We start from the raw sequence: 24,370 nt of genomic DNA on the forward strand, positions 1-24,370 counted from the left end.
AAAATTTTATTTATAAAATTGGAGGCGTGAAGCACCTTGAGCTATTTACCCAAAAATCTTTTTCAAAATCAAGCCCTGAACATCTACAGGAGCGATATTATTTTTCTGGATCAAGGAGTTATCAGAAGTGAAAAACACCGGGTGATCTAGATTATCCTCAGGAATTCTACCATGTGCACCCTTTACCAAGGTAGCGTCCAATGGAATCACATCCATCAAATAACGGAAACCCAATTTCTTCTTTAGCACTTTTAAACCCACTTTGACCATGGGCAAGCTAAATTCTGGGTTCATAAATAATTCCACAGGGTCATATCCTGGTTTTTGATGGATTGCTACACATCGGGCATAATCAGGTGCTTTTGAGTCATCCAACCAGAAATAATAGGTAAACCAAGAGTCCTTATCCGCAACGACCACCAAATCCCCAGAACGCTCATGATCTAAGTGATACTTCTTTTTCCCCTCCTCATCCAAAATGAGTTCCACTCCGGAGTCTCCTCCAGTGACTTTTTAACGAGAGGTAAATCAGCTTTATCTTTGACATGAATATGCGCCAATTGGTGGTCCACCACAGCAAAGGCACGGCTTGTCCCGGCATCTAAGGTTTCCAAACCTAGCTCATTTTTGACCTGAATGAGTCCCGCTTTTCTAAAAACCCGGTTGAGGTGAACAGGATTCGAAACCGAAGTGATCCCATATTCAGAAAGTAAAATCACTTCCGCTCCTTGCTTTTCATAGTAGGTAATCAAGTCTTCACAAACCGCATCTATTTCTCTCAAATCTTTAGAAATATTGGGAAAATCTATCCCATATTTCTGAAGTCCATAATCCAAGTGTGGAAGGTAGATTAAAGTGAGCGTAGGATTCTTCCATTCATCTACTTTCTTAGAAGCATTTGCAATCCATTGAGTAGATTCTATATTGGCGTTAGGTCCCCAGAAAGAAAATAAGGGGAATTGTCCCAACTCTTCTTGAAGCCTATCTCTTAAATCCATAGGATGAGAATGGCAGTCAGGTATTTTCCTACCATCAGAAGGGTACAACGGCCTAGGAGTTACCTGGTAATCAGCGGTAGAATACATATTATACCACCAGAACATATTGGAAACGGTGAAATTAGGATCTTTCTCCTTGGCAATATCCCATATGTTTTTTGCTTGAATCAGCTTATTGGATTGTCTCCAAAATTTGATCTCACACTCGTCTTGAAAATACCATCCGTTCCCAACGATCCCATGATCTGTAGGCCACTTCCCAGTTAAGTAGGTAGTTTGAGCAGAGGTGGTAACAGCCGGAAGAACCGGATCAATAGTAGCTTGAAGTTTTTCTGAAGTCCACTTTTTTAAGAATGGGGTGTATTCGCCTATTAATCTTTTGGACAAGGCCACCACATCTATGACAACCGTTTTTTTCATTTCTTCTTCATATTTTCTGTCACCCAGGAAAGTTCTCGAATGATAGAACGTTGAATATCTATATTCATACCTTCAGGTAATACATCCCAGGTATAGGTTTCCACCTCAAGATGCTTTGACACATCTTTTTCCTGAACCAATTCTAGCACTTCCGAAATATCTGACTGAGTAGATGAAACCTTTCCATAATCCGATAAAAACACAGGAACATGGAAGTGAATCCTCCATTCATTTTGTGAGGTTTCAGAAAGCAAATCCAAGGCTTGATCTAAATCTCTATAGGATTCTATATGGCCATTTTGATCTCTTCCAATTACCTGATGTAAATACGTGGATTCAGCAAATGGCGAAAGGGTTTCTTTAATCAATGATCTTCCAGATCCTGAATCTGGAATATTGATTTTCAATGCTGCTGAAATTTGAATCTTTCCAATCTTAATTCCCGCTCCTTCCATTGCCTTGAATACTTCAGCGGGCTTTTCATAAACCAGCGCAAAATGACAAACATCATAGCATAATCTTATATGCTCTCTAATTGCAGATTCCGCATCTTGTTTACTCATTTGAAGAGAATCCATCAAGTCTCTGGTCCCCATTGGAATCAACCAATCCTGAAAATAGGCAAGCATTTCTGCGGTATTTTCTAAAATTCCATCCGGCTCTGGCTCAATATCCAGATGCAAAACTTTTCCGGACTTCTGCCTAATCTCAATCAATTTGGTAACCACCTGAACCAAATGGGTAGTAGACTTGGTAATCGCACGATCTAAATCATGCTGGGTATTAAACCAAAATCGATAGGATAATGGAGAAGTAGAAATCCCTCCCTCCATTTGATTAGGAAGTAATTCTGCGAGTATTTCAAAAAGTCGAATAGTATAGTCTTTTCTATCTTTGGTGGTCCAATCTGGATCATGGACCTTGTCTTTTACCACCTGACCATGAAAGCCCCCATAGGGAAACCCATTCATGGTAAAGACATAGCAGTCGTTTTCTTCCAACCAAGATTTAAACATTTGTAGCTCTTCTTGTTTTTGTAAAACTAAACTAGCTTCGTTGGAGAGCCTTAACCCTATCCCAAATGGCTGAGCAGAAGAAAGTTCTTCTTTAATTTTAGGGATATATTTTTTAAGATTATCGAAGGTTTCTTTCCAGCTTTCCCCAGGATGAATATTGGTACAATAAGTCAGGTGAGTTCCTTCTTTTACAATCATTATTTTTAAGAATTTTCTGGAATAAAAGGCAAAATCAATTAGTAATCAACCGATCTGCTTGGAAGGCTTTCAATTTTTCCACAGCCGCAACAATAAGGGTTTGATCCATTTCATGAACCTCTTTTCCCAATCCCAGCTTGGACAATAACATGATGGTCAATTCTCCGCCTAAATGTTCTCTAAACTCTTCCAATCCCTTCAACAACATATCTCCTGAAAGTACTTCATTGTAAAGATGGAATCCTAACCTTGAAATTACTGAGACAATCCTTTGAAGTTCTTCTTCTGTAATCATCCCTTTTAAGAAGGAATAGGTAGAATCCAAGGCAATCCCCATGGCTACAGCCTCACCATGTCTGATTTCATAACCCGAAAGGTGTTCCATTTTATGAGCAGCCCAGTGGCCAAAATCCAAAGGCCTTGAAGATCCCATTTCAAATGGATCTTTTCCTGCAATATGATCCAAATGCATTTGTGCACATCTTACAATCAATTCTTGCATGGGTTCCATTTCTCTATTTGCAAGAGAATTCGCATGATCTTCAATCCATTCAAAAAATCCATATCCTTTATCAAAGCTACTTTAATTGCTTCAGAAATCCCGGATCTCCAATCTCTTTCATCCAATGTCAGTAGGAAATTGAAATCATTCAATACTGCAAAAGGTGGCGCAAAAGTGCCTAAGTAATTCTTTTTACCAAATGAGTTAATCCCATTTTTAACCCCTACTGCAGAGTCATTTTGGGAAAGAACAGTGGTAGGAATTCTGATTAACCGAATACCTCTATGAGAGATGGCTGCAGCAAAACCAACCATGTCCAAAACAGCCCCTCCTCCTATCGCAACAATATAAGAATGTCTGTCAATACCATAAAGATGGGTTGCCTCCACAATTTTCTCATAGTACTGCGGGTCATTTTTGGAAGCCTCGCCCCTGGGACAATCAGTGGTTCAGCACATAACTTAAACTGAGCACCATGTGCATCGGCATATACCTTAATTTGCTCCAATAAGCTAGGATGAGCTTCCGCTACTCCACTATCAATCACAAAATAGGCTTTCCCTCCTTTGCCATTGTCTAGCAAACCAGCCAAAGTATCATCTCCCTCATCAAATATGTTTTGAGAGAAAATCACCGGATAGGTATAAGGTACCGCAAATGATTGTTCTATTATTCTTTTCATCAATTACTCAATCTAAAACAGGGGCAAAAGGTTCTTTCGGCCTGCAATTTATTGTTTTAAGCATATTTTTTAGCTTAGGTCACTGCAAATTTTCTGGCCAGCCAAAGAGAAATTGGCAATAAGATTAATACCATTAAACCATATAACCATCCTGCAAATGCAGCCGACAGTGAAGCATTTACTATTATCAACGAAATCACTGCAGCTTTGACTGCTTTCCCTATCAATTTTGGATCCTGTTTTTGAATGGCTTTCACCAAGGGTGGAAACACCATGTACACAAATAGCACCACAAATGGAATCACTTCTATTAGCTTTCCTCCAAAGCTATAAGCCAAAAGAAGTATACCTGCTACTATCGTGATATACATCAACAAACCACCAAATAATGCTTTTCTATTTTTCCCATGAACTTCTCCCCTACTGATCATGGTGATAGCCGCCACAAATACCAACGGAATCAAACCTATAAAGCCGTATTCAGACACTAACTCTGGAACCACACTGACGCCTAATAATAGGTTTCCGGTACGGCAAAGCCCCATATTGATTGGGCCAAAAAATTGCTGATGCTTCCCCCAATAATCATACAATACGGCACAGAAGGCAACTGCAAATGCAATGATTGCAGAAGTCATACTGACCATTGAAGCAGCTAGTACCCCTACTACAAGAAGCAAAAATGCCATGGTAGCAGCACTTCTTATAGAGGCTCTTCCACTAGGGATGGGTCGCTCTGGTCTTTCTACTGCATCTAGATCGGCATCAAATACATCGTTGAAAGCTACCCCACCCGCATAAAGCCCAATGGTAGACAACACCAACCAGGCCAAATCTATTAAATGGCCACTTTCATTGGAAAAAGAAGTTAAATAAACACCCATTCCAGCTATAGCAAAGCCCGCCATAATATCTGCTATGGCGGTGACCACATTGGCTGGCCTGGTTAGCTGCAAATGCGCAAATACCTTCGATGTATTCATGAATTAATTTTCCACACGATCGGCCGGTCCATCTACACGGGGAACCTGGCCTCCTCTCAACACTGAATTTCCTGACATTTTTTTGGTCTGGTCAATCGGTTCTGCATTCAACCAATCCAATTCATCCATTTGACCACTTTGAGAATAGGCAGTCAAGGCATTTTGATAGCACGTTAATCGAATGTGTTCTTCAGGCACTCCCATTTTACGCATCAACGCAGCAGTTTTTGGAACTGCCAATGGATCTGATATTCCCCAGTCAGCTGCAGAATCTACAATAATCCGTTCTGGTCCATATTGTTTTACAATGTCCACCATACGCTCGCTTCCCATCTTGGTATGAGGATAAATCGTAAAAGCAGCCCAATAGCCGCGATCCAATACTTCTTTGACAGTCTCCTCATTATTATGATCCACGATCACCATGTTAGGAGCCAAACCATGCTCCTCACTGACATCCATGCTTTTGGTGGTTCCTTTTTTCTTATCTCTGTGTGGCGTATGAATCATCACTGGAAGATCCATTTCTTTGGCAAGTTCTAATTGCAGTCTATAAAACTTGTCTTCTGCAGCGGTTTGGTCATCATATCCTATCTCTCCAATTGCCACAACCCCTTGCTTGCCCGCATAAAGTGGAAGTAACTCCATCACTTGCTCCGCTAAAGGCTCATTATTGGCCTCTTTGGAATTTAATCCGATCGTACAGTAATGTACAATTCCAAATTGCTTGGCCCGAAGCGTTCCCATCCTACCAAACTGCTGAAATAATCTTTAAAGCTAGCTGCCTCAGTTCGGGGTTGGCCTAACCAAAAGGCCGGTTCGATGATCGCTACGATGCCTGCTTTACGCATTGCTTCATAGTCATCAGTTGTCCTGGATGTTACGTGTATATGGGGATCAATAAACATTTCCATGTATGGTAAATTTGGGGTTCTCTACTTAATTTTTATGCTTCTCGATGGGAATTAGGCTATAGCCAAAGCTTCCTCGCCTATCCAATCCCAGTTCAGTTTTCCTGATTCAATTTCTTTTGCAATTTCGCTATTCTTTTCCAAAAGGGTCTTGGCTTCCGGAAAATCAGACATACTGCATGCAAGTAAGGCTGCCTTTTTTCTAATTCATTGCCTTCTTCTACAACTTTTTTAGGTCCTCTATGTTTTTTGAACTAATAAAGGGGCCTACAAACCTCCACAATTCAGGGATTACATTTCTACCTGCAGACCATCTTTCATGAGCAAAATCAATGATTATATCCGCCAGCTCTTGATTAGCTCTGGCTTCTGCATGCTGGATTTTGAAAAGAGGACGTTGCATAAAAATGGCTTTCACGACCATCTGATTCCAGGCACTTTCATCGAAGTAGGTAGATGGATAAGGGTTATTTAATGCCACTGCATCAAACACGGAAGTGATATTGGTCCTCAAACCTTCCCTGGCCCTACCTACCATTTCATCTGCAAAAGGCATAATCGGCAAGGCTGAATACAAGGCCTCAACTTCAAGCATATCTCCCGTTTCAAATAGTTTTTGAAGGGTGCTTTTCCAAGAAGCCGAATCAGCTGCTGGGTATTGAAGCAATAAATAAACTCTTGCTGCCTGTAACTGGCTCCATAAATCCATCCTGAGACCCGCGCACAATGCTTGGGACTCATGAAATTGATCTACGCTAAGTTTTAAAGGAATACTTTTAAAATATCTAGAAGCTTGGCTAAAAGCCATAAAGAAATCCATTTCCTTTTCGGATAATAGAATCTTCTCTCTTTTTTGAGCTAACCATACAATCGATTTCTCAGCAACCTGTTCGCTTAGAGCCGATAAGATGATGGTTGTAATTGGGTTTACTTGATTTGGGATAGACATATCGAATGGAATATTTCGAACGGTTAATCGAGGTCAATAAAGGTAAGGCAATATTCTAATTTTTTGAGGAAGGAATAACACCAGCGGTCAAAAAAGGGCTATTTTTCAGTGGAAAATGAGAAAAATCATATTTCTTGAAGCCGCAATTTCAAATGCATCACCTCCTCCTCCATTTACCTTTAAATGATATGAAAACTACATCCTTTACAAATTAATTCAACCTTATTCAGAAGACTCCTTCTCACTTCTGTAAAAAGAAAATCTCGGATTTTGGATATGGGAAGAACTCATCAAGCTTTCTAACTCTTGCGCTTTTTCAGGAAAATCATTTGCAATATTGTTAGTTTCTCCAGGATCCTTACTTAGGTCATATAATTCCAATACCGGCTCTTCGCTTTTAAATACATCCAGTTTCACAGCTTTCCAATTGCCTTGCCTAACAGCTTGTTTGCCTCCCTGCTCATGAAACTCCCAATATAAATACTCATGCTCTTGTTGTTCTCCTTCTCCCACCAAAGTAGGATAGAACGAAATCCCATCGATTGCAGTAGATATTTTCTGTCCTGCTACCTCAGCAAAAGTGGGGAGCAAATCCCAGAATGCCGCAACATGATGAGTAGTTGTTCCTGCTTTGATCTTATTGGGCCACCAAGCAATCATTGGAGCACGTACTCCTCCTTCATATAAATCTCTCTTAAAACCTCTGAATTGTCCATTACTATCAAAAAACTCGGGGTCTGCTCCCCTTCTTGATGTGCTCCATTATCCGAACTGAAAATTATTAGCGTATTTTCTGAAAGTCCATTCTCTTCCAACTTATCCAAGACCTCACCCACATACCGGTCAATCCTCTCTACCATTGCTGCAAAAGTAGCATGTGGATATGGTTGAGATTGGTACCCTGGAATACGCATATCTGGACCATAATCAGCTCCTTTTCCTCCTACATAAGGTTCTTCATTCGGAAACATCTTTTTGTATTTCGCCATTAATTCATCATCAGGAGCAGCGAGTTCTGCATGAGGAGTTACGATAGGCATAAATAGAAAAAGGGGTTCTCAGCATTTTGATCTATAAACTCAAGGGTCTTCTCCTGAATGATATCAGGTGCATAATCCCCAGTAGTTGTCCAATCATTTCCCGGCAAATCAACCTTTTGATCATTATGCCATAAATATGCAGGATAATAACGATGCGCATACCGTTGACAGTTATACCCGAAAAACTCCTCAAACCCTTGATTAACAGGCTCTCCAGTCGAACCTATAAATCCTAGCCCCCATTTCCCAAATGCCCCAGTAACATACCCTGCTTGTTGCATGGCCTTACCCACGGTCATTACAGAATCCGGCATTGGAAACTGACCTTCAGGCTGCACCTCTGAATTACCTCTAATCGGTGTATGCCCCGTATGTAAGCCGGTCAAAAAAGATGATCTCGAAGGAGCACAAACTGTGGAACCTGAATAAAAATCAGAAAAGAACATACCTTCTTTTGCCAGTCTGTCAATATTTGGAGTTTCAATGTATTGCTGACCCAAAAAACCCAAATCTCCATATCCTAAATCATCTGCAAGGATAAAAATGATATTGGTCTTTTTTTCAGTTACAGTTTCTTCCTCATTCGTTGAAGACTCACATCCGTAAAAAAGAAGGGAAGCAATCGGCAAAAGAAAAGTCAACTTGATGGTAAAAGAGAGTTTCTTGATCATGTGTGGGTTATTTTATTTTCTATAAAAAAGCTCAACCAAGTTCAACTTGATTGAGCTAATAGATTTTAATCGAATTTAAGAAAATTATTTTTCAGTCCATTCAACACCTGTGTCTTTCCATGATCTCTCATTCGCAGAATTTATCACTGCCTCACATACTTTTTGAGTTTCAAAAGCATCTTTAAAAGTAGGATGACATGCTGTGCCCTCATCTAAGCTTTTAAAGAAATCCGCTACTTGATGAATAAAGGAATGTTCGTATCCAATGGAAGTTCCTGGGATCCACCATCTATCCATGTAAGGATGATCCCCATCAGTTACGTGAATAGATCTCCAACCCCTAACTTTTCCTTCATCATCATGATCAAAATATTCCAATCTGGTCAAATCATGAAGATCCCACCGGATTGAGGCATGCTCTCCGTTAATTTCGAATGTATAAAGCGCTTTATGCCCTCTTGCATATCGAGTGGCTTCAAACAGTCCTAAAGAACCATTATCAAAATGGCAATGGAAAATACAAGCATCATCAATGGTTACTTTTTTCTTCTCACCAGTACCTTGATGTACTCGCTCTTTGATAAATGTTTCCGTCATTGCAGAAACATCTTTAATTCCTCCATTGATCCACATAGCCGTATCTACACAGTGTGCCAATAAGTCACCTGTCACACCCGAACCAGCAGCTTCTGCATCTAATCTCCATAACGCATCCCCTCCCTGAGGTAAATCAGGGTTAATGGTCCAATCCTGAAGGAAATTTGCTCTGTAATGGAAAATTTTCCCAAGCTTGCCAGAAGCTACTATCTGCTTTGCAAGGGTGACAGCTGGAATTCTTCTGTAATTGTACCAAACCGTGTTTTGTACTCCAGCTTCCTCAATGGCATCAACCATTTTTTAGCTTCTTCCACTGTTCTTGCCAAGGGCTTTTCGCAAAGGATCATTTTCCCCGCTTTAGCAGCGGCTATGGCAATCTCGGCATGCATATCATTGGGAGTACAAATATCTACTGCATCGATATCGTCTCTTTCCAGTAATTTTCTCCAATCAGTCTCTACAGACTTATATCCCCATTGCTCTGCAAATGCTTCCACTTTTTCCTTTCTTCTGGAACAAGCAGCCTGTAACACTGGTCTATGCTCATACTCTGGGAAAAAGTCTGCCAATCGTTTATAGCCATTTGTATGGATTCGCCCCATCAAACCTGTTCCGATTAATCCTATTCGTATATATTTTTTTTCGCTCATTGTTTTTAAATCTAAAATTGAAAATTGAAAATTGAAAACGAGGGTGAACTACACCTCCTGATTATTGGCCTCTAATTTATTCTGACCATCCGTGAGCCTCTCTCACTTTGATCATTGCTGCCAAAATATCATTCCATGTCTGTTGATTTTCCATCACTGAATTCGGGAACATACACCCATCCCAGCAGATATGCTTGAAGGCCTTTGTCAGATTTCCATTTTCATCTCTCAACCAGTACCCGGCATCATGGGCAATATCCAACAGTCCATTTGGATCGGTGGCTTGACAGTGTCGTCCTGTCTTATCATGTGATCCGGAACCGAAAACACTTCCATCGTTTTGAGCCACATGGAAATCAATGGTCCAGGGTCTTAACGCATCGGTCACTGTTTTCAAAGCAGCCTCAATGGCACCTCTATCTTTCAAGTCTACATCCTTTGGTAAAATGCGATGTTCTGGAGCATTGTATCCTAAGGTGTATAGGAAAGTATGAGACATATCGGCCTGGAAACCTATATTAGGTCGATCCACCATCTCCATCAATTCCACCATGTATTTCCAGCTGTGCATGGCTCCCCAGCAAATCTCCCCTTCTGCAGCAAGCTTCTCACCAAACCCAGCAGCAATATCACATGCTTCTCTAAAGGTATCGGCAATTTGCTTGGTGTTCCCTTTAGGGTCCTTGGACCAAGCCTCCACAGAAGAAGCTGAATCAATACGGATCACTCCATATTTTCTGACACCTAAATCATTGAGTTCTTTTCCAAATTCGCAGGATTTGCGAACCATTTCCAAAAATGTTTTACGCTGTTCTTCAGTACCCATTGCAGCCCCAGCCCAAATCGGAGCCACCATCGAACCGATATTCAAATTATATTTTGAGACTTTATCTGCAACTTTTTTTGCCTCATCTGGGGCATCTAAGTTGATATGTGGTTCTAGTAAACCAATATCCACTCCATCAAATTTCACCCCATTGACTTCAGCTGCAGCTGTCATCTCCAATAGCGAATCAAAAGGAATTACAGGTTCGGAGTCTGGGCCTTTTCCTACTAATCCAGGCCACGTTGCATTATGTAATTTCGGGAAATTATTCATAGTTAAAAGTGGGTTTTATGTGATTGCACTTGTTTATTAGATCGACCTTTTAATGGGATTATTCCACTACTTTAAGGTCAGGATTATCTGGTCCAAAATGTTTAAGCATGACGATCGGATCAGTCTTGGAATGGTTGGTGATTTTCACCCCTTCCTGAGCTGCCTTCTCTGAAACAAAATACTCATCATGGGTTAACTGCCCAAATCGAATCAATGCAGGAGTCTCAATATCCCAATTATTCATCTTTCCATATCCTTGCATCATGATCATTCCATACGCTGCTGAATCTTTAATGGTCACGGTTTGTCCAGGGAAGATGGTCAATTCTTTAGCTGAATAATCATGGGAGCGGTAACAAATCCATTTATCATCATAGCCTTCAGCATTCATGGTAGCACGGTCCTTTACAGGTATTGGCTCCATGTAATGGTTATCCATCAAATTAGGATTGACATTCAAATCCCAATCGATCATCTCTACTAGCAGATCATAATCACCCCATCTGTCTTTTGGAGTAGCATTCCATAACAACTCATCAGGTATAATTGCTTCATTGACTAGAGATTGGTACATCGCAAAAATATCTGAGGCTTTTTGAGGTTCGTAAGTACACAAACTTCCAGGCGCATGAAGCATTCCTGGAGGAACATTCCATCCTGTTCCCGGCTCTAACTTAAATGCCTGAGAGTAATTTGTGATTTTATTATCTCCTTTATTGAAATTTTTTAAACATTCCAAAATGGTCTCTTTGGAAGTTCCCGGAGCAATCCCAAAGAATGTGTAAGGGAAATCACCCCCGTGATTATTGACTTGGGGAGGGAAATAATAAGCCTCCGGTTTTCCGTTTTGCCCGGTTAATTTCCCAAATTCATCACTTGGGTGAATATGGTGCGGCAATGGCCCCATATTATCAAAAAACTTGGAATACATTGGCCAAGATTTGTACTTATCCCACAGTCTATCCCCGATGATTTGTCCTCCTAATTCATTGATTGCGTCTTTTAACAGAAATAATTCTGTTTTTCCATTTTCTTCAAAAGCAATGTGACTCAACCCTTCATTTTTGCTTGTCAAAGGTCCATTCTCTGCTGGAGTGGTAGACGAAAACCAACGCTCGTCAATCCCTCCTCTTGCACCACCTAGGGCATAGTAATCATCTGGGTGCAATTTGATTCTTCTACCAGGCACACAAAATGACCGAGGAACCCAAGTGGGAGTCAATCTTAATATTCCTTCTCCTTGTTCGAGCGCTTTTTTTGCTAAACTCATTTTTATAATTGGTTAACGGGTTATTGAGTAATTATATGTTAAAAATAGGGTACTACCCCCCATTTTAATCTCTTATTTAAAATCGTTTACATCCTTTCCTGTAATTGCCTCCAAGGTCAACTCATAAGACTTATATTCTCCAGGCTGCAACATGATCAATGTTTGATTTTTCCTTGCTTCAGCTTGCCCAATTGGCGGATTGGTTGCTGGTTCCAAAGCTGTTACATATTCATTTTCGCCCCAATGTTGCCAATGGATTAACCATGGCAGTTGTTTCTTTGAAAATGATATTTTCAAACCTAGTTGGAGCTCATCGTTTGCATAACCACAAAGCACTTGGTCTGCATCTACGCTAGAAGGTTTAATAAATGCCACATCTTCTCCAAAGCCATCATGCTCCTTTAAAGGCGGAGCACATTTGGTAAATTGATGCTTTTTATTAAAATCAGTATTATTTATATCGTTTGCTTTTGGAATTATATCTCCTTGCCAAACGATCCTTGTTCCATCATCTATCAAGGGCCAACCGCAATTTATATGGTATAATACCATATGAGGCGCCGGAGTATTTCCTCTATTTTGCACCGTATCACTGATTCGAATCGCGGAAGAACCCAATTCTCCCGAGATAGTTCTGGTCAATTCCAAACTAGGACCAAAAGTGCTGGTTTCTGTGATTTTCCCTACTATCTCAAAGGAAAGGTCATTCCTATATAAATCAGGCTGTTTGATAGATATTAACTCCGCAGGGATATTACTAAAGTTTCCATGTAATCCTCTTTCACCGCTTTCATCCGAATTGGGAGGTCCAGCATTGGACAGACCACAAGTTGTTAATAATCCTCCTCCAAAAGTCCGAAGCCAATCAATTCCCTTATTGGAAAAGGGTTGCGCTGAAACATGCCCCAAATGACTAATCCAAGCCAGACTACTCTCATTAAAAAAGCAGTCCAGAATATCCATTCCCCGGTCCAAGATTACTTTATATCGAAGTCCGGAACCTGTATTAATCCATGCGATTCTCACTCCTCTTCCAGAGCCATTGTCCAATACAGAAGTTTCAATTCCTCCAAGTTGCTGAGAATTAGAAATTTTCCGCTTCCAGTTATCTATTTGAGCTATTTCGGGTGAGTTCATAGGATTATTTGACACCTTAATTTCTATTTCAAAGGCCTGTTTTCCATCCTGTAGTGTCAGGTTTTAAAAGTTAATCCTATCTATCTGGTATACCAAGAAGGGATTGATCAATGGTCAAATACTTAGTTAAAAAAAGGCACCGACCGGATGCTGTAATTCCAATCGGTGCATTTAACATTTACAATTAATCTATTCCCAACCCAATTAATTCATTTTTATCATCAAATCTTTGTACTGGACTTTCATAGGTGGCCCGACATGAACCTGTACTCCCAAGTATCCTTTCGCAGAAAAATTGGCAGGATCCTCATCATGTACTTCACTCATTAGCACACCATTGACATAGTGTTTCAAAACATTGCCTTGAGCAACAATATGAATGTCATTCCAGTCATTCGCTTTGATTTTGGTCTTTAACTCATCTCTATCTCCAATTTCCTCAATCACATTCAACCCTTTCCAAGCATTCCTTTCTACATAATCCCTCAGATTTCCAGTTGGATTTTCTTGTGGAGTAATCTTGGTCTTTTGTCCACGATATGCCAAAGTGGTTCTTTTTCTCTCTTCATAATTCTGACCTGTGTAATTGATCCTTCCATCGATATCGGCTTGGTAACCTTTCAATGCAAAAGGAACATCAGGAACCATATCACTTCTATAGTTAATTCCTGAATTACCTGTTTCAGAAATTTTAAATTTAGCTTTCAACTCAAAATCTCCAGGCTGACCATCTTTCCAAATCAAAAATGTATTGGCCTTCAGTAAGGTTTCAGGAGTAATCACCCCCGTAATGGCCCCGTCTTCCACCTTCCAGTAAGTTGGGTCGCCTTCCCATCCAGTTAAGGTTTTTCCATCAAAAATTGATTTAAACTCACTTTGGGACTCAGAAGAGATTGGCTCTGTTTTATCTGCAGGAATCATACTCAACAGTAACCCTAAGGTCACTACTGATAATATTCCGATCATTAGATAATGTATCTTTTTCATGATTAATCAGTATTTGATGCGGTTTCAGATCCTTTAAAGACTTCGTGATCAGGATTACCTCCAGAGATCAAATAAGCCATCAGATCCTTCAATTCCTCCTCATTTAATCTATTGATCATACCAGGAAGCATAATAGATACTTCAGAAAGTTTAGTCTCTACCACACTGGATTTAGGTACAGTTCGAATGGTTTCAGGAGCAAATGGATTTTGAGAAACATAGTAATTGCTCTCGTCTTCATTTGTCACCCTTCCTACTACAGAGTTCCCATCATTCAATACTAACACAGTGGCTGCATATTGATCGGAAATCACATCACTTGGATTAATGGTGGAGTTCAAAATATCCTTAGGAGAGAATCGTGTACCTAGCTGGGTAAGGTCTGGACCAATAATACCTCCTTCTCCCTGCATGGTATGACAAGATTGACATAGGGTAGCAGCGTACATTGCTTTCCCTCTGACATAATCTCTTCCGGACAGATTCTCCACCAAAGGTTCTGCTTCCTCCAATGTCCATCTTCTACCCGGTCCTTCTGGTTGAACATCAGACTGAACAATGTCATTTCCATTTCCAGTCAATAAAGCAGCACCAGACATTTCATCATATTTCGCTTTTTCGGAAGATGCAACATGAGTAAGTGCCATTTTTCTAGCTCGATCTATGAAACCAACATAGCTTCTACCACCTTTGTAGTTAAAGGCATTTCTGATCCATGTAAAATATTTATCCCGTAATTCCGGAGTCCAGCCTTTTTCAGCACCTCCTAGTACAACTGCCAAATACGTTTGCTGAGCAGGAGGCACATTGGCAAGCATATTGGCGATGTCCATACCGTATTGAGGATTTCTCATGATCAAATCAGAAGAAGAAGTTAATGTCTTCTGGAAATTTTCATCATCCTTTGCGGTTTCTAAAATCGCCAAGGTTTTACTTACAGCATCCTCAGCACCGGTATAGGTCAAAAGTTTTGCAAGTTCCCGATCCAAATTATTATTTCCTGATGGATAGTGAGGATCTAAATAAGCAATCACTTTAGGGAAAGATGCTTTTGCAGAATTTTCAAATCTGAAAAGTGTCAGTTCAATCGCTCTTAACAAATTCTGCTTTCCAGTTTCCGATAAATCAGAATAATTAATACTGGTAAGTTTATCCAATAAAGGCGTAGCTACACTTGGACTACCATGTCTCGCCAAAGCGATGGCAGCTTGAATAGCGATATTTGGATTTTCCTCAGCAAATACCATGGATTGCCATTCTGAAACTGGTTGATGTTCCACTGCGATTCTAGCTGCATATTGAATGAAGCGATCTTCATGTGCCAAATAAGGCCAAGCCTCATCAACAGCTCCAGCTTTTGGACCACCAGCATGATAAGTTTCTAATTTTCTTCGGATTTCGTGCTCTTCAGTTAAGGTCTGCTTGGTGGAAGTACCAGGTGCTTCGTCTCCATCATAATACACTCTATATAAATCAGACTCTAATCTTCTACCTCCTGTCAAAAAGTACATTGCACCATCTGGGCCAAATTCTCCATCCGTAAGAGGAAGAGGAGATCCAGAAATAAATTCCTCACCACTTGCAGCATAGGAAGCTCCTTCAGGGGTAAGCGTTGTGGCATAAATAATTCCAAAACTCCAATCAAAAGTATATAATGCTTTTTTGTATTTATCAGGAAAATTGGAATTGGTACCAAACATGACGTTGGTTGGAGATCCTTGTCCAATATTCAAAGCAGCAGGTAAATTATCCGGATAGTTTGGAGACCATTTTTGGTTTCCAGTTCTCCATCCAAACTCTGCTCCACTAGGAACATAACAAATTCTGGTAGGTCTATACCAAGGCATCCCAAAATCCCATTCCATATCAGAATCATAAGTAAACAAATCCCCATTTTCGTTAAAAGCAATGTCAAACTCATTTCTGAATCCGGCTGCAATCAACTCCCAAGTTTTACCTTCTGGATCTGTTTTAGCGATCCATCCTCCTGGAGCCATTCTATCATTGGCATGACCTCTTGGATCTTTGATTTCTGGAAATAAATTATCTCTATCCCAAGCTTTCGGCAAGCGGTATGAGTCCATTTCAGGGACATCCACATGGTTACCTGCTGAGATGTAAATAGACTGTCCATCAGGAGACAAAATCATACTATGAGGACCATGCTCTCCGGGTGATCCTTCCATTAGTTTAATTAAAGTAACTGTTTCATAGCGGTCATCTCCATCTAGGTCTTGAATTCTATACATACCTGTAGTTCTTTCGAATTCATCATTACCTCTGTGATTTACCATCACATAGACAGAGTTAAAGGCGTATAGCAAACCTTGAGCATACCCCATTCCCAGTTTTTGATCCGTTTGATCTCCGACTACCAATTTTTCAATTTTAGGAGCAAGAGAGTCTGAACCCACAGCTGGGATTTCTAACCGGTATAGCGCTCCATATTGATCCGCAGTAATCATTCTACCTTTGTCATCAAAGGTCATTGCTACCCAAGAACCTTGATCATTTTCTCCGGGGCTATAAATATGTTCCGCTACAAACCCTGCTGGTAACTTTAATTTTGCAACCTTTGGGTGAACGGGCTTTTTTCTTCTTTTTTCGCACAGGATATTGCCCCAAAAACAATCAGGGAAAAGATCAAAATGCGAACGACATGTTTTTTGTGATTCATAGGATATTAGGGAATATTATTGTCTTTCATTTATCGTATTTAAGTAACAATGAACACAATTCCAGAATAATTTGCACGAATTAATACAAGAGCGGTTTTATTTTGGATTTCACCCTGTGCAACGCAGAAAATTCTACTTTACACAGGGTGATTTCCTATAAATATTTCTTAGAAATAAGGACTCAAGTCGGATTCTGCAGCTGGATAAGCATAGAACTTACTCAAATTAGTAAATGCATTTGATCTTGGTACAGCTCCTTCAATTGGTGGATAGTAATAGTCTAGAGGATTTGCTATGATCCTTTGTCCATAAGGTCTAATAATCTCTTCTATTCTATCTGTACGCTGGATATCAAACCATCTTTTGTTTTCAAAAGCTAATTCCACTCTTCTTTCTTTAAAGATAGCTTCTCGCATTTCAGCTTGACCGGAAGCAGTACTTGGATCTAATCCAGCTCTATCTCTGACTTGATCAAGGTAAACTTTTGCTTCTCCTGGCTTGCCTTGTTCATTGAGAATTTCAGCCATAAACAAAAGGACCTCGGCATAGCGATACACTACCCAGTTGGTACCCGTATTATTATGCTGTGAATGCTGCTTCGCGTGCTTTTTGATATAAGGATAGGTTTTATCATCTCTAAAACTTCCAGATAAAAACACATAACCAATAGATGCATCTTCTCTCAAGTCTCCCTCTTCGTAGGCAGCAATGATATCCGGAGTAGGAATATTGTTTCCCTCACCGTCGATATTCTGAGGATTGCTGGTTCCCATGATCGGTTGCAATTCTGCCGCACTAATTGGCCGTGGCATAAACTGGTAAATAAAGTTACCATTCAATCCAGCAGCACCTTCTAAGAACTGAACCTCAAAAACGGATTCAGCATTGTTTTTATTAGATGCATTTCCAGGGAATGCCATTGCATAATCTGCCATCAGGGTGTATTCACCACTTGTAACGACAGGGGTCAACACTTGCTCTGCTTCAGACCATTTCTTTTGGTTGATATACACATTGGCCAATAAAGTTCTAGCAGCTCCTTCTGTCGCTCTTCCTGGCTCTTGCGCAGATTTCTTAGGCAACAATGTAACCGCCGTCTGTAAGTCCTGCTCAATCTGAGCATAAATTGCTGATTCAGGAGATAAGTCCAAAGCAGCTTCCTCTCTGGTAGCTACTGGAGTGAGGTGTAACGGAACACTTCCAAAATACCTGGCCAATTCAAAGTAGGCATATGCTCTTAAAAACAGCGCTTGTCCTTTCACATTGTCTTTAGCAGCTTGGTCAAATTCGACTTCATCTATTACAGCAAGAATTTGGTTGGTTCTGGCAATAATTAGATAATCCTGTCTCCATTGGTTCAAAACATGGGTATTTGCAGAAGTCCCATTGGATTCAGGGATAGAGAAATCCGCAATATCTTCTTGGTTATCTGTTGCTCCGAACAACACATTTCTAGCGTAGTAGGTGTTATCAGAGTGCATTTCTCCTAACAACCAAGCTCTATCATTAATGATTGTTCTCAGGGGAACATATGCAGCATTTACAGCTTGCTCAAAATCACTTTGGTTTTTGAAAAAGGTAGCCGAACTCAATTGAGTTTCAGGCACTACCGTTAGAAAATCTTCACAGCCAGTCAATAAAATACATGCTACTGCAAAGCCTATTATATGTTTTTTCATTTTTTCTACAGTTTGATTTTTACTAATGAGATGAGGTCAATCAAAAGGTGATGTTTACACCAAATGTGATTGTACGTGGAACCGGATAACCCGCCAAATCAACTCCTGGACTTAGGTTTCCTCCATCTCCTTGACCATTGTTCTGCATACTAACCTCTGGGTTAGACCCTCCCCAATACTTGGTAAAAACCCACATATTTTGTCCGGAAGCATACAAACGTGCCGCCTTAATTGACTTAGGTAGATTTGTGAAGTTATACCCTACTGTGATGTTTCTAATAGTAAAGTAAGAAGCATCCCACACGAAATTACTGTTTGGCCAGTCTCTCTCAATTCCGGTTACGTTACCACCACCCACGGTAGTTCCAAAGATTCCTTCACCTGGATTTTCTGGAGATCTGAAACGATCAGCCACTTTCGCAACCATGTTGAACACCCCATCCAAATTGGCTGTAGAATAAAGGTGTCTCATATACAACTGATTACCTTGAGAACCAGAAGCTACAATGCTAGCATCCCAATTTTTCCATTTGAAATTGTTGGTGAAACCATACACAAAATCAGGAAAAGGATTACCGATGATAGTTCGATCATCGTTATCACCTCCAAACGTAATTACACCATCTCCATTGATATCTTCCAGTTTAATACTTCCTACTGTAGATCTTCCTGGAATCACTGGGGAATTTGCCAAATCTTCAGCATTTGCATAATTACCTAGTTTATTTAATCCATAAAACTGGCCAAAAGGCTGTCCAACTTGGGTAATGTGTGCAAACCCATATACTCGGTCAATTCCATCTGCTAACTCCAATACTTCATTTCTATTAATGGATAAGTTCGCATTGACAGACCATCTGAACGTTCCAGGAGCAATAACTGCGTTGACAGTAAACTCATGACCCCAGAACTTGATCTCACCAATATTATCGTTGAAGTTTGTAAATCCAGATTCTTGAGGCACCTGAACCGCATACAATAAATTAGTAGTGTTCTTGGTGTAATAATCATAACCAAAGGTCACTCGATCATCCCATAAACCAAGGTCAAATCCTAAGTCGAACTGTGAGGTAGTTTCCCACCCTAAGTTGGTATTGCTAAGCGAAGTAACCGCAGCACCAGGCACCACATTACCGTCAAATGTCGCATTAATAGTATTATTCACTAATGCATATTGGGTGTAGTTACCGATATTATTGTTTCCAGTCACACCATAACTTGCTCTCAATTTCAAGAAAGAGACAGATGAACTAGTGTTTAAAAACTCTTCGTCAGAAATCACCCAACCTACCGAAGTAGATGGGAATACACCCCAACGGTTATCGGCACCGAATCTTGAAGAACCATCACCTCTTACTGCTGCAGTAAACAGGTACTTTCCTTTAAAATTATAGGTCAATCTTGAGAAAATGGAAGTCAGGGTCCATTCATTCACATCGGAAATTGTTCCACCTCTGTTGATATTGATCGCACCTTGGATCGTTGGTAGTCGATCATCAGCATAGGTATCAGCTTGTACTCTGGTTCGATCTCTTCTAAACTGTTGGTTAGAAAAACCTGCCAAAACCTCAAAATTATGATCTCCGATATTATTGGTATAGGTCGCAATATTTTCATTCAACCATGAAAAATCACGGAAATTATCTCTGATAGAGACTGCCACCGTCGGAATAGCAACGTTAATTCTATTCGTCGCAGTGGAAGGATTAAAGAAGAAATAATTTGAATTTCTGATTTCAGTATTAAAGGTTGACTTTAAGGAAAGTCCTTTAATCGGTCTCCATTCTGCATAGGTATTAGCCAAGATATTTACCCTCTTGGTTTGGTTGGTAATTTCATCTGCTGATCTTAACCAGTTAGGATAAGCAAAGATATTACCTGTCTCTGCTGGGAATCTATTAAAGAAGGTAAGATCTCCATTCTCATCATAAATGTCCATCACTGGCCAAGTATGCAAAGCGTTAAACAAAATACCAGTACCTCTGGAACCATCTGTTTGAGGAGTATTATCAACAATATAGCTTGGAGCCACATTCAACCCGATAGATACCTTATCTGAAACCGTGTAATCAGTATTCATTCTGATAGAATATCTTTCATAATCGGTATTTCTAACCACTCCTTTTTGATCAAACACACCCGCAACAATCGCCGTATTTACCTTCTCTTTATTAGAGGTGATGGTTAAATTGTAATTAGTAATTGGGGCAGTTTCCAACATGGCTCCATACCAATCATTAGTTTTACCTCTGAAATCAGATGGGTTTTGGAAAATAGCCGGAACAGGCTGTCCTGCATCTTCGTAATATTCTTTTTTGAACTGGGCAAATTCCTCAGCATTTAACATTTCTAATCTTCCTTGCTCAGGAACTTTCTGGAAACCAGTATAGACATTTAGGTTTACATTGGTTTGCCCTACTTTTCCTCTTTTAGTGGTAATCAAAACCACACCATTGGCTGCTCTAGACCCATATAAAGAGGTAGAAGCCGCATCTTTCAATATGGTAATATCTTGGATTTCATCCGGGTTCAGGGTGTTAATATCACCTGTAATAGGAAATCCATCCACTACGTATAATGGATCACTACCTCCTGACACGGAAAGCTGACCACGAATTCTTACGTTCATCCCTTGGCCAGGCTTACCAGTAGTCTGGTTGATCTGAACCCCTGCTAGTTTACCTTGTAATTTCTGTGCCGTAGTAGTAACAGGCATATCTTTCAATTCATCTTCACTGATAGATTGAATAGCTCCTGTCACTTCCTTTTTAATTTGGCTACCATACCCCACTACAACTACTTCGGATAAATCCGACATAGAAGTGTTAATCGTAACGTCGTAATTTGTCTGTCCCGATTGGACTGCCACCTCGGTAGGCGTATATCCAATAAAACTAATCACCAAAATACTTCCTGGGGCTGCTTGAATAGAAAAAACACCGTCAATATCAGTTACGGTACCTGTCTGGGTACCTTTGATCATTACGGTGGCTCCCGGTACAACTTCTCCTGTTTCATCTTTCACAGTACCGGTCACATTCGTAGCCTGAGAAAAGGCCGAAATGCTGGTTGAAAGAATAATAAAAAGAAGCAGTAAAAATCGCTTCTTTATTAATAAATAATTGTTCTTCATAGATCTTGGGGTTTATGTTAACAAGCGGTAATTTCTACTAATTAACTTCTATTAACACCCAAACCTATCCTGTCGCATCCTGATTAAAATAAATTTTTATAATAAAAAATAAGCAGGATAGTACAGGATAGAAATATGATAAAAACAATTTTATTTTTATTTATATGGTAAGATTAAATATTCATTAATAAAGTAAACTTATCAATGAAAAAATTATAATAGACAATAAATAAAAAGATCTAAAAATTTTGCAACCTTTTGTTTTTCAGCACTTAAGTTTTATTTTTTTAAATTTTAATCCACTTAATAAATTAAATCCAAACAAATTATCCCACTTCTAAACCTAACAAAGACTGGTTTGAACCTTTTATAAAATAAAAATACCTTATATAACATTTTTTAAAATCTTTCAATACAGTATAGAACAGGATAGCATACCATATATACCATATTAAATTGTTTTGCATGTTACAATATTGACAAAACCCAAAATACATGGCAACAACAAATAAATCATTTAACATGTCAGCTTTTTATGGGATGATAAAAGGCTGCCCGCTTTGGAAAACGAAGTTGACCTATTAATCTATAGATCCAATATCGGTGCCGATCTCCGCATCACCAACTACGGTGGCGGCAATACCAGTTGCAAAACTTTTGAAAAGATCCCTGACCAAGGAGTCCGTGGAAATCATGTGGGTCAAAGGATCCGGAGGATATCGGAACCCTCACCAAGGCCGGACTGGCGGGTCTATATGTTGACAAACTCCGGGCACTGCAGGAATCTACAGAGGTATCGAGTTTAGCGAGGTGAGCCTTTTCAACCACTGTATCTACGACCTGGACTCTAAAGCTCCTTCCATCGACACTCCTTTGCATGCTTTTACCTTTCAAACATTGACCACCTTCATCCTGATGCAGCCATTAGCATTGCCGCTTCAAGGAAGGCGAGAAGATCACGCAGGAACTCTGGAACGGACAGATCGCCTGGGTACCTTGGCAGAAGCCGGGATTCGATCTGGGACTCCAGTTGCAACGAACTTTGGCGGACAATCCCGGGATTCGAGGAATCATGCTCGGTGGACATGGGCTCTTCACCTGGGGAGATACGTCTTTTGAATGTTATATCAACAGTCTGGAAGTCATCGAAACCGCTTCAGCTTACCTGGAGGCCAATTACGGTAAAAACAGACGGTATTCGGTGGACAGAAAGTCACATCGCTTCCTGCCGAGCAGCGCGCCTCTTCACAGGCTGCTTATATTGGCTCCCGTGCTGCGGGGGCTGGCTTCCTCCGAAAAAAGAAAATGGTCGGTACCTTCTCGAACACCGAGGTGGTATTGCGGTTCATCAATTCCAACGACCTGAACAAACTTGCACCCATGGGCACCTCCTGTCCGGATCACTTCCTTCGTACCAAAGATATCCCCTTTGGTGCTGGACATCCCAGCAGAGGTGGATCTTTCCGATCCCGCTTCACTGAAGGCTGAACTGGAAGTGGAATTCCAGAAGTACCCGGGAGATGTATGCCGATTACTATGAAAAACACAAGCACCCCAATTCCCTGCCATGCGTGACCCCAATCCGGTCATCATCCTGTGGCCGGGTGTAGGTCTTTTCTCCTTTGCCAAGGACAAGCAGACTTCCAGGGTAGCTTCGAATTCTATATCAACGCCATCAACGTAATGAGAGGGGCAGAGGCCGTATCCTCTTATGTTTCCCTTCCCCTTCAGGAAGCTTTCAATATTGAATACTGGCTGCTTGAAGAGGCCAAGCTTCAGCGCATGCCAAAGGAAAAACCGCTTTCCAGAAGGATCGCACTGATCACAGGGAGTGCAGGGGGAATCGGCAAAGGCATTGCCGAACGATATTTACAGGAAGGTGCCTGTGTGGTGGTCACCGACATCAATGCGGAAAGACTTGCACAGACCGAAACGGAAATGCAGAAAAAATACGGAAAGGATGTTTTCCTGGGCGTTACCCTGGATGTCACCGATACCGAAAGCCTCAAAAAAGCCATGCAGGAAATTTGCCTGAAGTTCGGCGGACTGGACATCATCGTCAACAATGCGGGGATCTCCATCTCCCGCTGGTAGAACATACCGAAAACCGACTGGAACAAACTGCTGGACATCCTGGTCAGGGACAGTTTGAAGTGTCCCAGCAGGGGAGTCAAGATCCTCAAGCAACAGGGACTCGGTGGGGACATCGTCAATATCGTCAGCAAGAATGCTTTGGTGGCTGGGCCTAAAAACGTGGCTTATGGCACCGCAAAGGCAGCACAGCTGCACATGTCAGATTGATGGCTGCCGAACTCGGAGAGGACAAGATCCGCGTCAATGTGGTCAACCCGGATGCAGTCATCGAAAACTCCAACATCTGGGAAGGTGGATGGGCCGAAAACCGGGCGAAGGCCTATGGAATTGAAGTGAAGGACCTTCCTGCTTATTATGCCAACAGAACCTTACTCAAAGAAGCCGTGAAAACTTCTGACATCGCTGATGCGGCTTTCGCATTCGTTTTCCGGAGATGCTCAATAAATCAACCCGAGCTTATGATCAACGTGGACGGTGGACTGGCTCCGGCTTTCCCTAGATAAATTAAATAGACCCCACTATGAACATCAAAAAAGAGGCTGTCTCAAAAGTAGATTATTTGCCAGCCTGAGCGGAGTCGAAGGCTTAATTGAGGAAATAAAAGCACATTTCGACTTCGCTCAATGTGACAAAAAGTATTTATGAGACAGCCTCTATTTTATTGCTCTATTAAATC

13 protein-coding genes and 5 pseudogenes are annotated in these 24,370 nt (G+C 40.7%); 1 reads left to right on the top strand and 17 read right to left on the bottom strand.

The genetic code is table 11. The features are described from left to right. Positions 1 to 45 precede the first annotated feature (45 nt). From V8V91_RS09655 to V8V91_RS09735, 17 genes and pseudogenes are all read right to left on the bottom strand, one after another. A pseudogene (locus V8V91_RS09655) lies at positions 46 to 1,418 on the bottom strand (alkaline phosphatase family protein). Then, complete coding sequence (eboE, locus tag V8V91_RS09660; protein ID WP_373399880.1) at positions 1,415 to 2,632, bottom strand: metabolite traffic protein EboE; 1,218 nt, start codon at positions 2,630 to 2,632, stop codon at positions 1,415 to 1,417. Before eboE ends, V8V91_RS09655 begins: the two are co-directional and overlap by 4 nt. A gap of 34 nt (positions 2,633 to 2,666) precedes the next feature. Continuing rightward, positions 2,667 to 3,816, bottom strand: a pseudogene (locus V8V91_RS09665) (3-dehydroquinate synthase). A 74-nt stretch (positions 3,817 to 3,890) separates the two neighbouring features. Continuing rightward, a complete protein-coding gene (gene eboC, locus V8V91_RS09670) occupies positions 3,891 to 4,799 on the bottom strand; it encodes a UbiA-like protein EboC (RefSeq protein ID WP_373399881.1) in 909 nt (302 codons plus the stop codon). Between the two features lie 3 nt (positions 4,800 to 4,802). After that, positions 4,803 to 5,713, bottom strand: a pseudogene (locus V8V91_RS09675) (TatD family hydrolase). A 217-nt stretch (positions 5,714 to 5,930) separates the two neighbouring features. Further along, positions 5,931 to 6,659: an EboA domain-containing protein gene (locus tag V8V91_RS09680; RefSeq protein ID WP_373399882.1), complete on the bottom strand. Its 729-nt coding sequence runs from the start codon at positions 6,657 to 6,659 to the stop codon at positions 5,931 to 5,933. Between the two features lie 222 nt (positions 6,660 to 6,881). Next, complete coding sequence (locus V8V91_RS09685) at positions 6,882 to 7,319, bottom strand: sulfatase/phosphatase domain-containing protein (protein WP_373399883.1); 438 nt, start codon at positions 7,317 to 7,319, stop codon at positions 6,882 to 6,884. Continuing rightward, positions 7,316 to 7,699, bottom strand: coding sequence for a sulfatase-like hydrolase/transferase (locus V8V91_RS09690; protein WP_373399884.1), 384 nt, complete (start codon positions 7,697 to 7,699; stop codon positions 7,316 to 7,318). The genes V8V91_RS09685 and V8V91_RS09690 overlap by 4 nt, the downstream gene beginning before the upstream one ends. Further along, the gene (locus V8V91_RS09695; protein WP_373399885.1) at positions 7,687 to 8,370 is read right to left on the bottom strand and encodes a sulfatase-like hydrolase/transferase; all 684 of its coding nucleotides are present in this window, start codon (positions 8,368 to 8,370) and stop codon (positions 7,687 to 7,689) included. Before V8V91_RS09695 ends, V8V91_RS09690 begins: the two co-directional genes overlap by 13 nt. 84 nt (positions 8,371 to 8,454) lie before the next feature. Continuing rightward, positions 8,455 to 9,617: pseudogene (locus V8V91_RS09700) on the bottom strand (Gfo/Idh/MocA family protein). A 76-nt stretch (positions 9,618 to 9,693) separates the two neighbouring features. Continuing rightward, entirely contained in the window at positions 9,694 to 10,716 is a 1,023-nt protein-coding gene (locus V8V91_RS09705) for a sugar phosphate isomerase/epimerase family protein (RefSeq protein WP_373399886.1), read from the bottom strand. 58 nt (positions 10,717 to 10,774) lie between these two features. Further along, a complete protein-coding gene (locus V8V91_RS09710; RefSeq protein WP_373399887.1) occupies positions 10,775 to 11,986 on the bottom strand; it encodes a hypothetical protein in 1,212 nt (403 codons plus the stop codon). A gap of 72 nt (positions 11,987 to 12,058) precedes the next feature. Next, on the bottom strand, positions 12,059 to 13,123 hold the full coding sequence (locus V8V91_RS09715) for an aldose 1-epimerase family protein (RefSeq protein ID WP_373399888.1): 1,065 nt from the start codon (positions 13,121 to 13,123) through the stop codon (positions 12,059 to 12,061). Positions 13,124 to 13,327: 204 nt separating this feature from the next. Further along, a complete protein-coding gene (locus tag V8V91_RS09720) occupies positions 13,328 to 14,110 on the bottom strand; it encodes a DUF1080 domain-containing protein (RefSeq protein WP_373399889.1) in 783 nt (260 codons plus the stop codon). Positions 14,111 to 14,112: 2 nt separating this feature from the next. Continuing rightward, positions 14,113 to 16,599, bottom strand: coding sequence for a c-type cytochrome (locus V8V91_RS09725; protein ID WP_373399890.1), 2,487 nt, complete (start codon positions 16,597 to 16,599; stop codon positions 14,113 to 14,115). A 356-nt stretch (positions 16,600 to 16,955) separates the two neighbouring features. Beyond that, on the bottom strand, positions 16,956 to 18,467 hold the full coding sequence (locus V8V91_RS09730) for a RagB/SusD family nutrient uptake outer membrane protein (protein ID WP_373399891.1): 1,512 nt from the start codon (positions 18,465 to 18,467) through the stop codon (positions 16,956 to 16,958). 40 nt (positions 18,468 to 18,507) lie between these two features. Beyond that, a complete protein-coding gene (locus tag V8V91_RS09735) occupies positions 18,508 to 21,600 on the bottom strand; it encodes a SusC/RagA family TonB-linked outer membrane protein (protein ID WP_373399892.1) in 3,093 nt (1,030 codons plus the stop codon). Between the two features lie 495 nt (positions 21,601 to 22,095). On the opposite strand from V8V91_RS09735, the pseudogene V8V91_RS09740 reads away from it, so the two are divergent. Next, positions 22,096 to 24,197: pseudogene (locus V8V91_RS09740) on the top strand (bifunctional rhamnulose-1-phosphate aldolase/short-chain dehydrogenase). The last annotated feature ends 173 nt before the right edge of the window (positions 24,198 to 24,370 follow it).

This window comes from Algoriphagus halophilus (genome assembly GCF_041729275.1).
Taxonomy (GTDB): domain Bacteria; phylum Bacteroidota; class Bacteroidia; order Cytophagales; family Cyclobacteriaceae; genus Algoriphagus; species Algoriphagus halophilus_A.

Coding starts and splice junctions, on each gene's coding strand:
- eboE (WP_373399880.1), bottom strand. CDS start 2,632: ATGATTGTAAAAGAAGGAACTCACCTGACTTATTGTACCAATATTCAT.
- eboC (WP_373399881.1), bottom strand. CDS start 4,799: ATGAATACATCGAAGGTATTTGCGCATTTGCAGCTAACCAGGCCAGCC.
- V8V91_RS09680 (WP_373399882.1), bottom strand. CDS start 6,659: ATGTCTATCCCAAATCAAGTAAACCCAATTACAACCATCATCTTATCG.
- V8V91_RS09685 (WP_373399883.1), bottom strand. CDS start 7,319: ATGATTGCTTGGTGGCCCAATAAGATCAAAGCAGGAACAACTACTCAT.
- V8V91_RS09690 (WP_373399884.1), bottom strand. CDS start 7,699: ATGCCTATCGTAACTCCTCATGCAGAACTCGCTGCTCCTGATGATGAA.
- V8V91_RS09695 (WP_373399885.1), bottom strand. CDS start 8,370: ATGATCAAGAAACTCTCTTTTACCATCAAGTTGACTTTTCTTTTGCCG.
- V8V91_RS09705 (WP_373399886.1), bottom strand. CDS start 10,716: ATGAATAATTTCCCGAAATTACATAATGCAACGTGGCCTGGATTAGTA.
- V8V91_RS09710 (WP_373399887.1), bottom strand. CDS start 11,986: ATGAGTTTAGCAAAAAAAGCGCTCGAACAAGGAGAAGGAATATTAAGA.
- V8V91_RS09715 (WP_373399888.1), bottom strand. CDS start 13,123: ATGAACTCACCCGAAATAGCTCAAATAGATAACTGGAAGCGGAAAATT.
- V8V91_RS09720 (WP_373399889.1), bottom strand. CDS start 14,110: ATGAAAAAGATACATTATCTAATGATCGGAATATTATCAGTAGTGACC.
- V8V91_RS09725 (WP_373399890.1), bottom strand. CDS start 16,599: ATGACCTTTGATGACAAAGGTAGAATGATTACTGCGGATCAATATGGA.
- V8V91_RS09730 (WP_373399891.1), bottom strand. CDS start 18,467: ATGAAAAAACATATAATAGGCTTTGCAGTAGCATGTATTTTATTGACT.
- V8V91_RS09735 (WP_373399892.1), bottom strand. CDS start 21,600: ATGAAGAACAATTATTTATTAATAAAGAAGCGATTTTTACTGCTTCTT.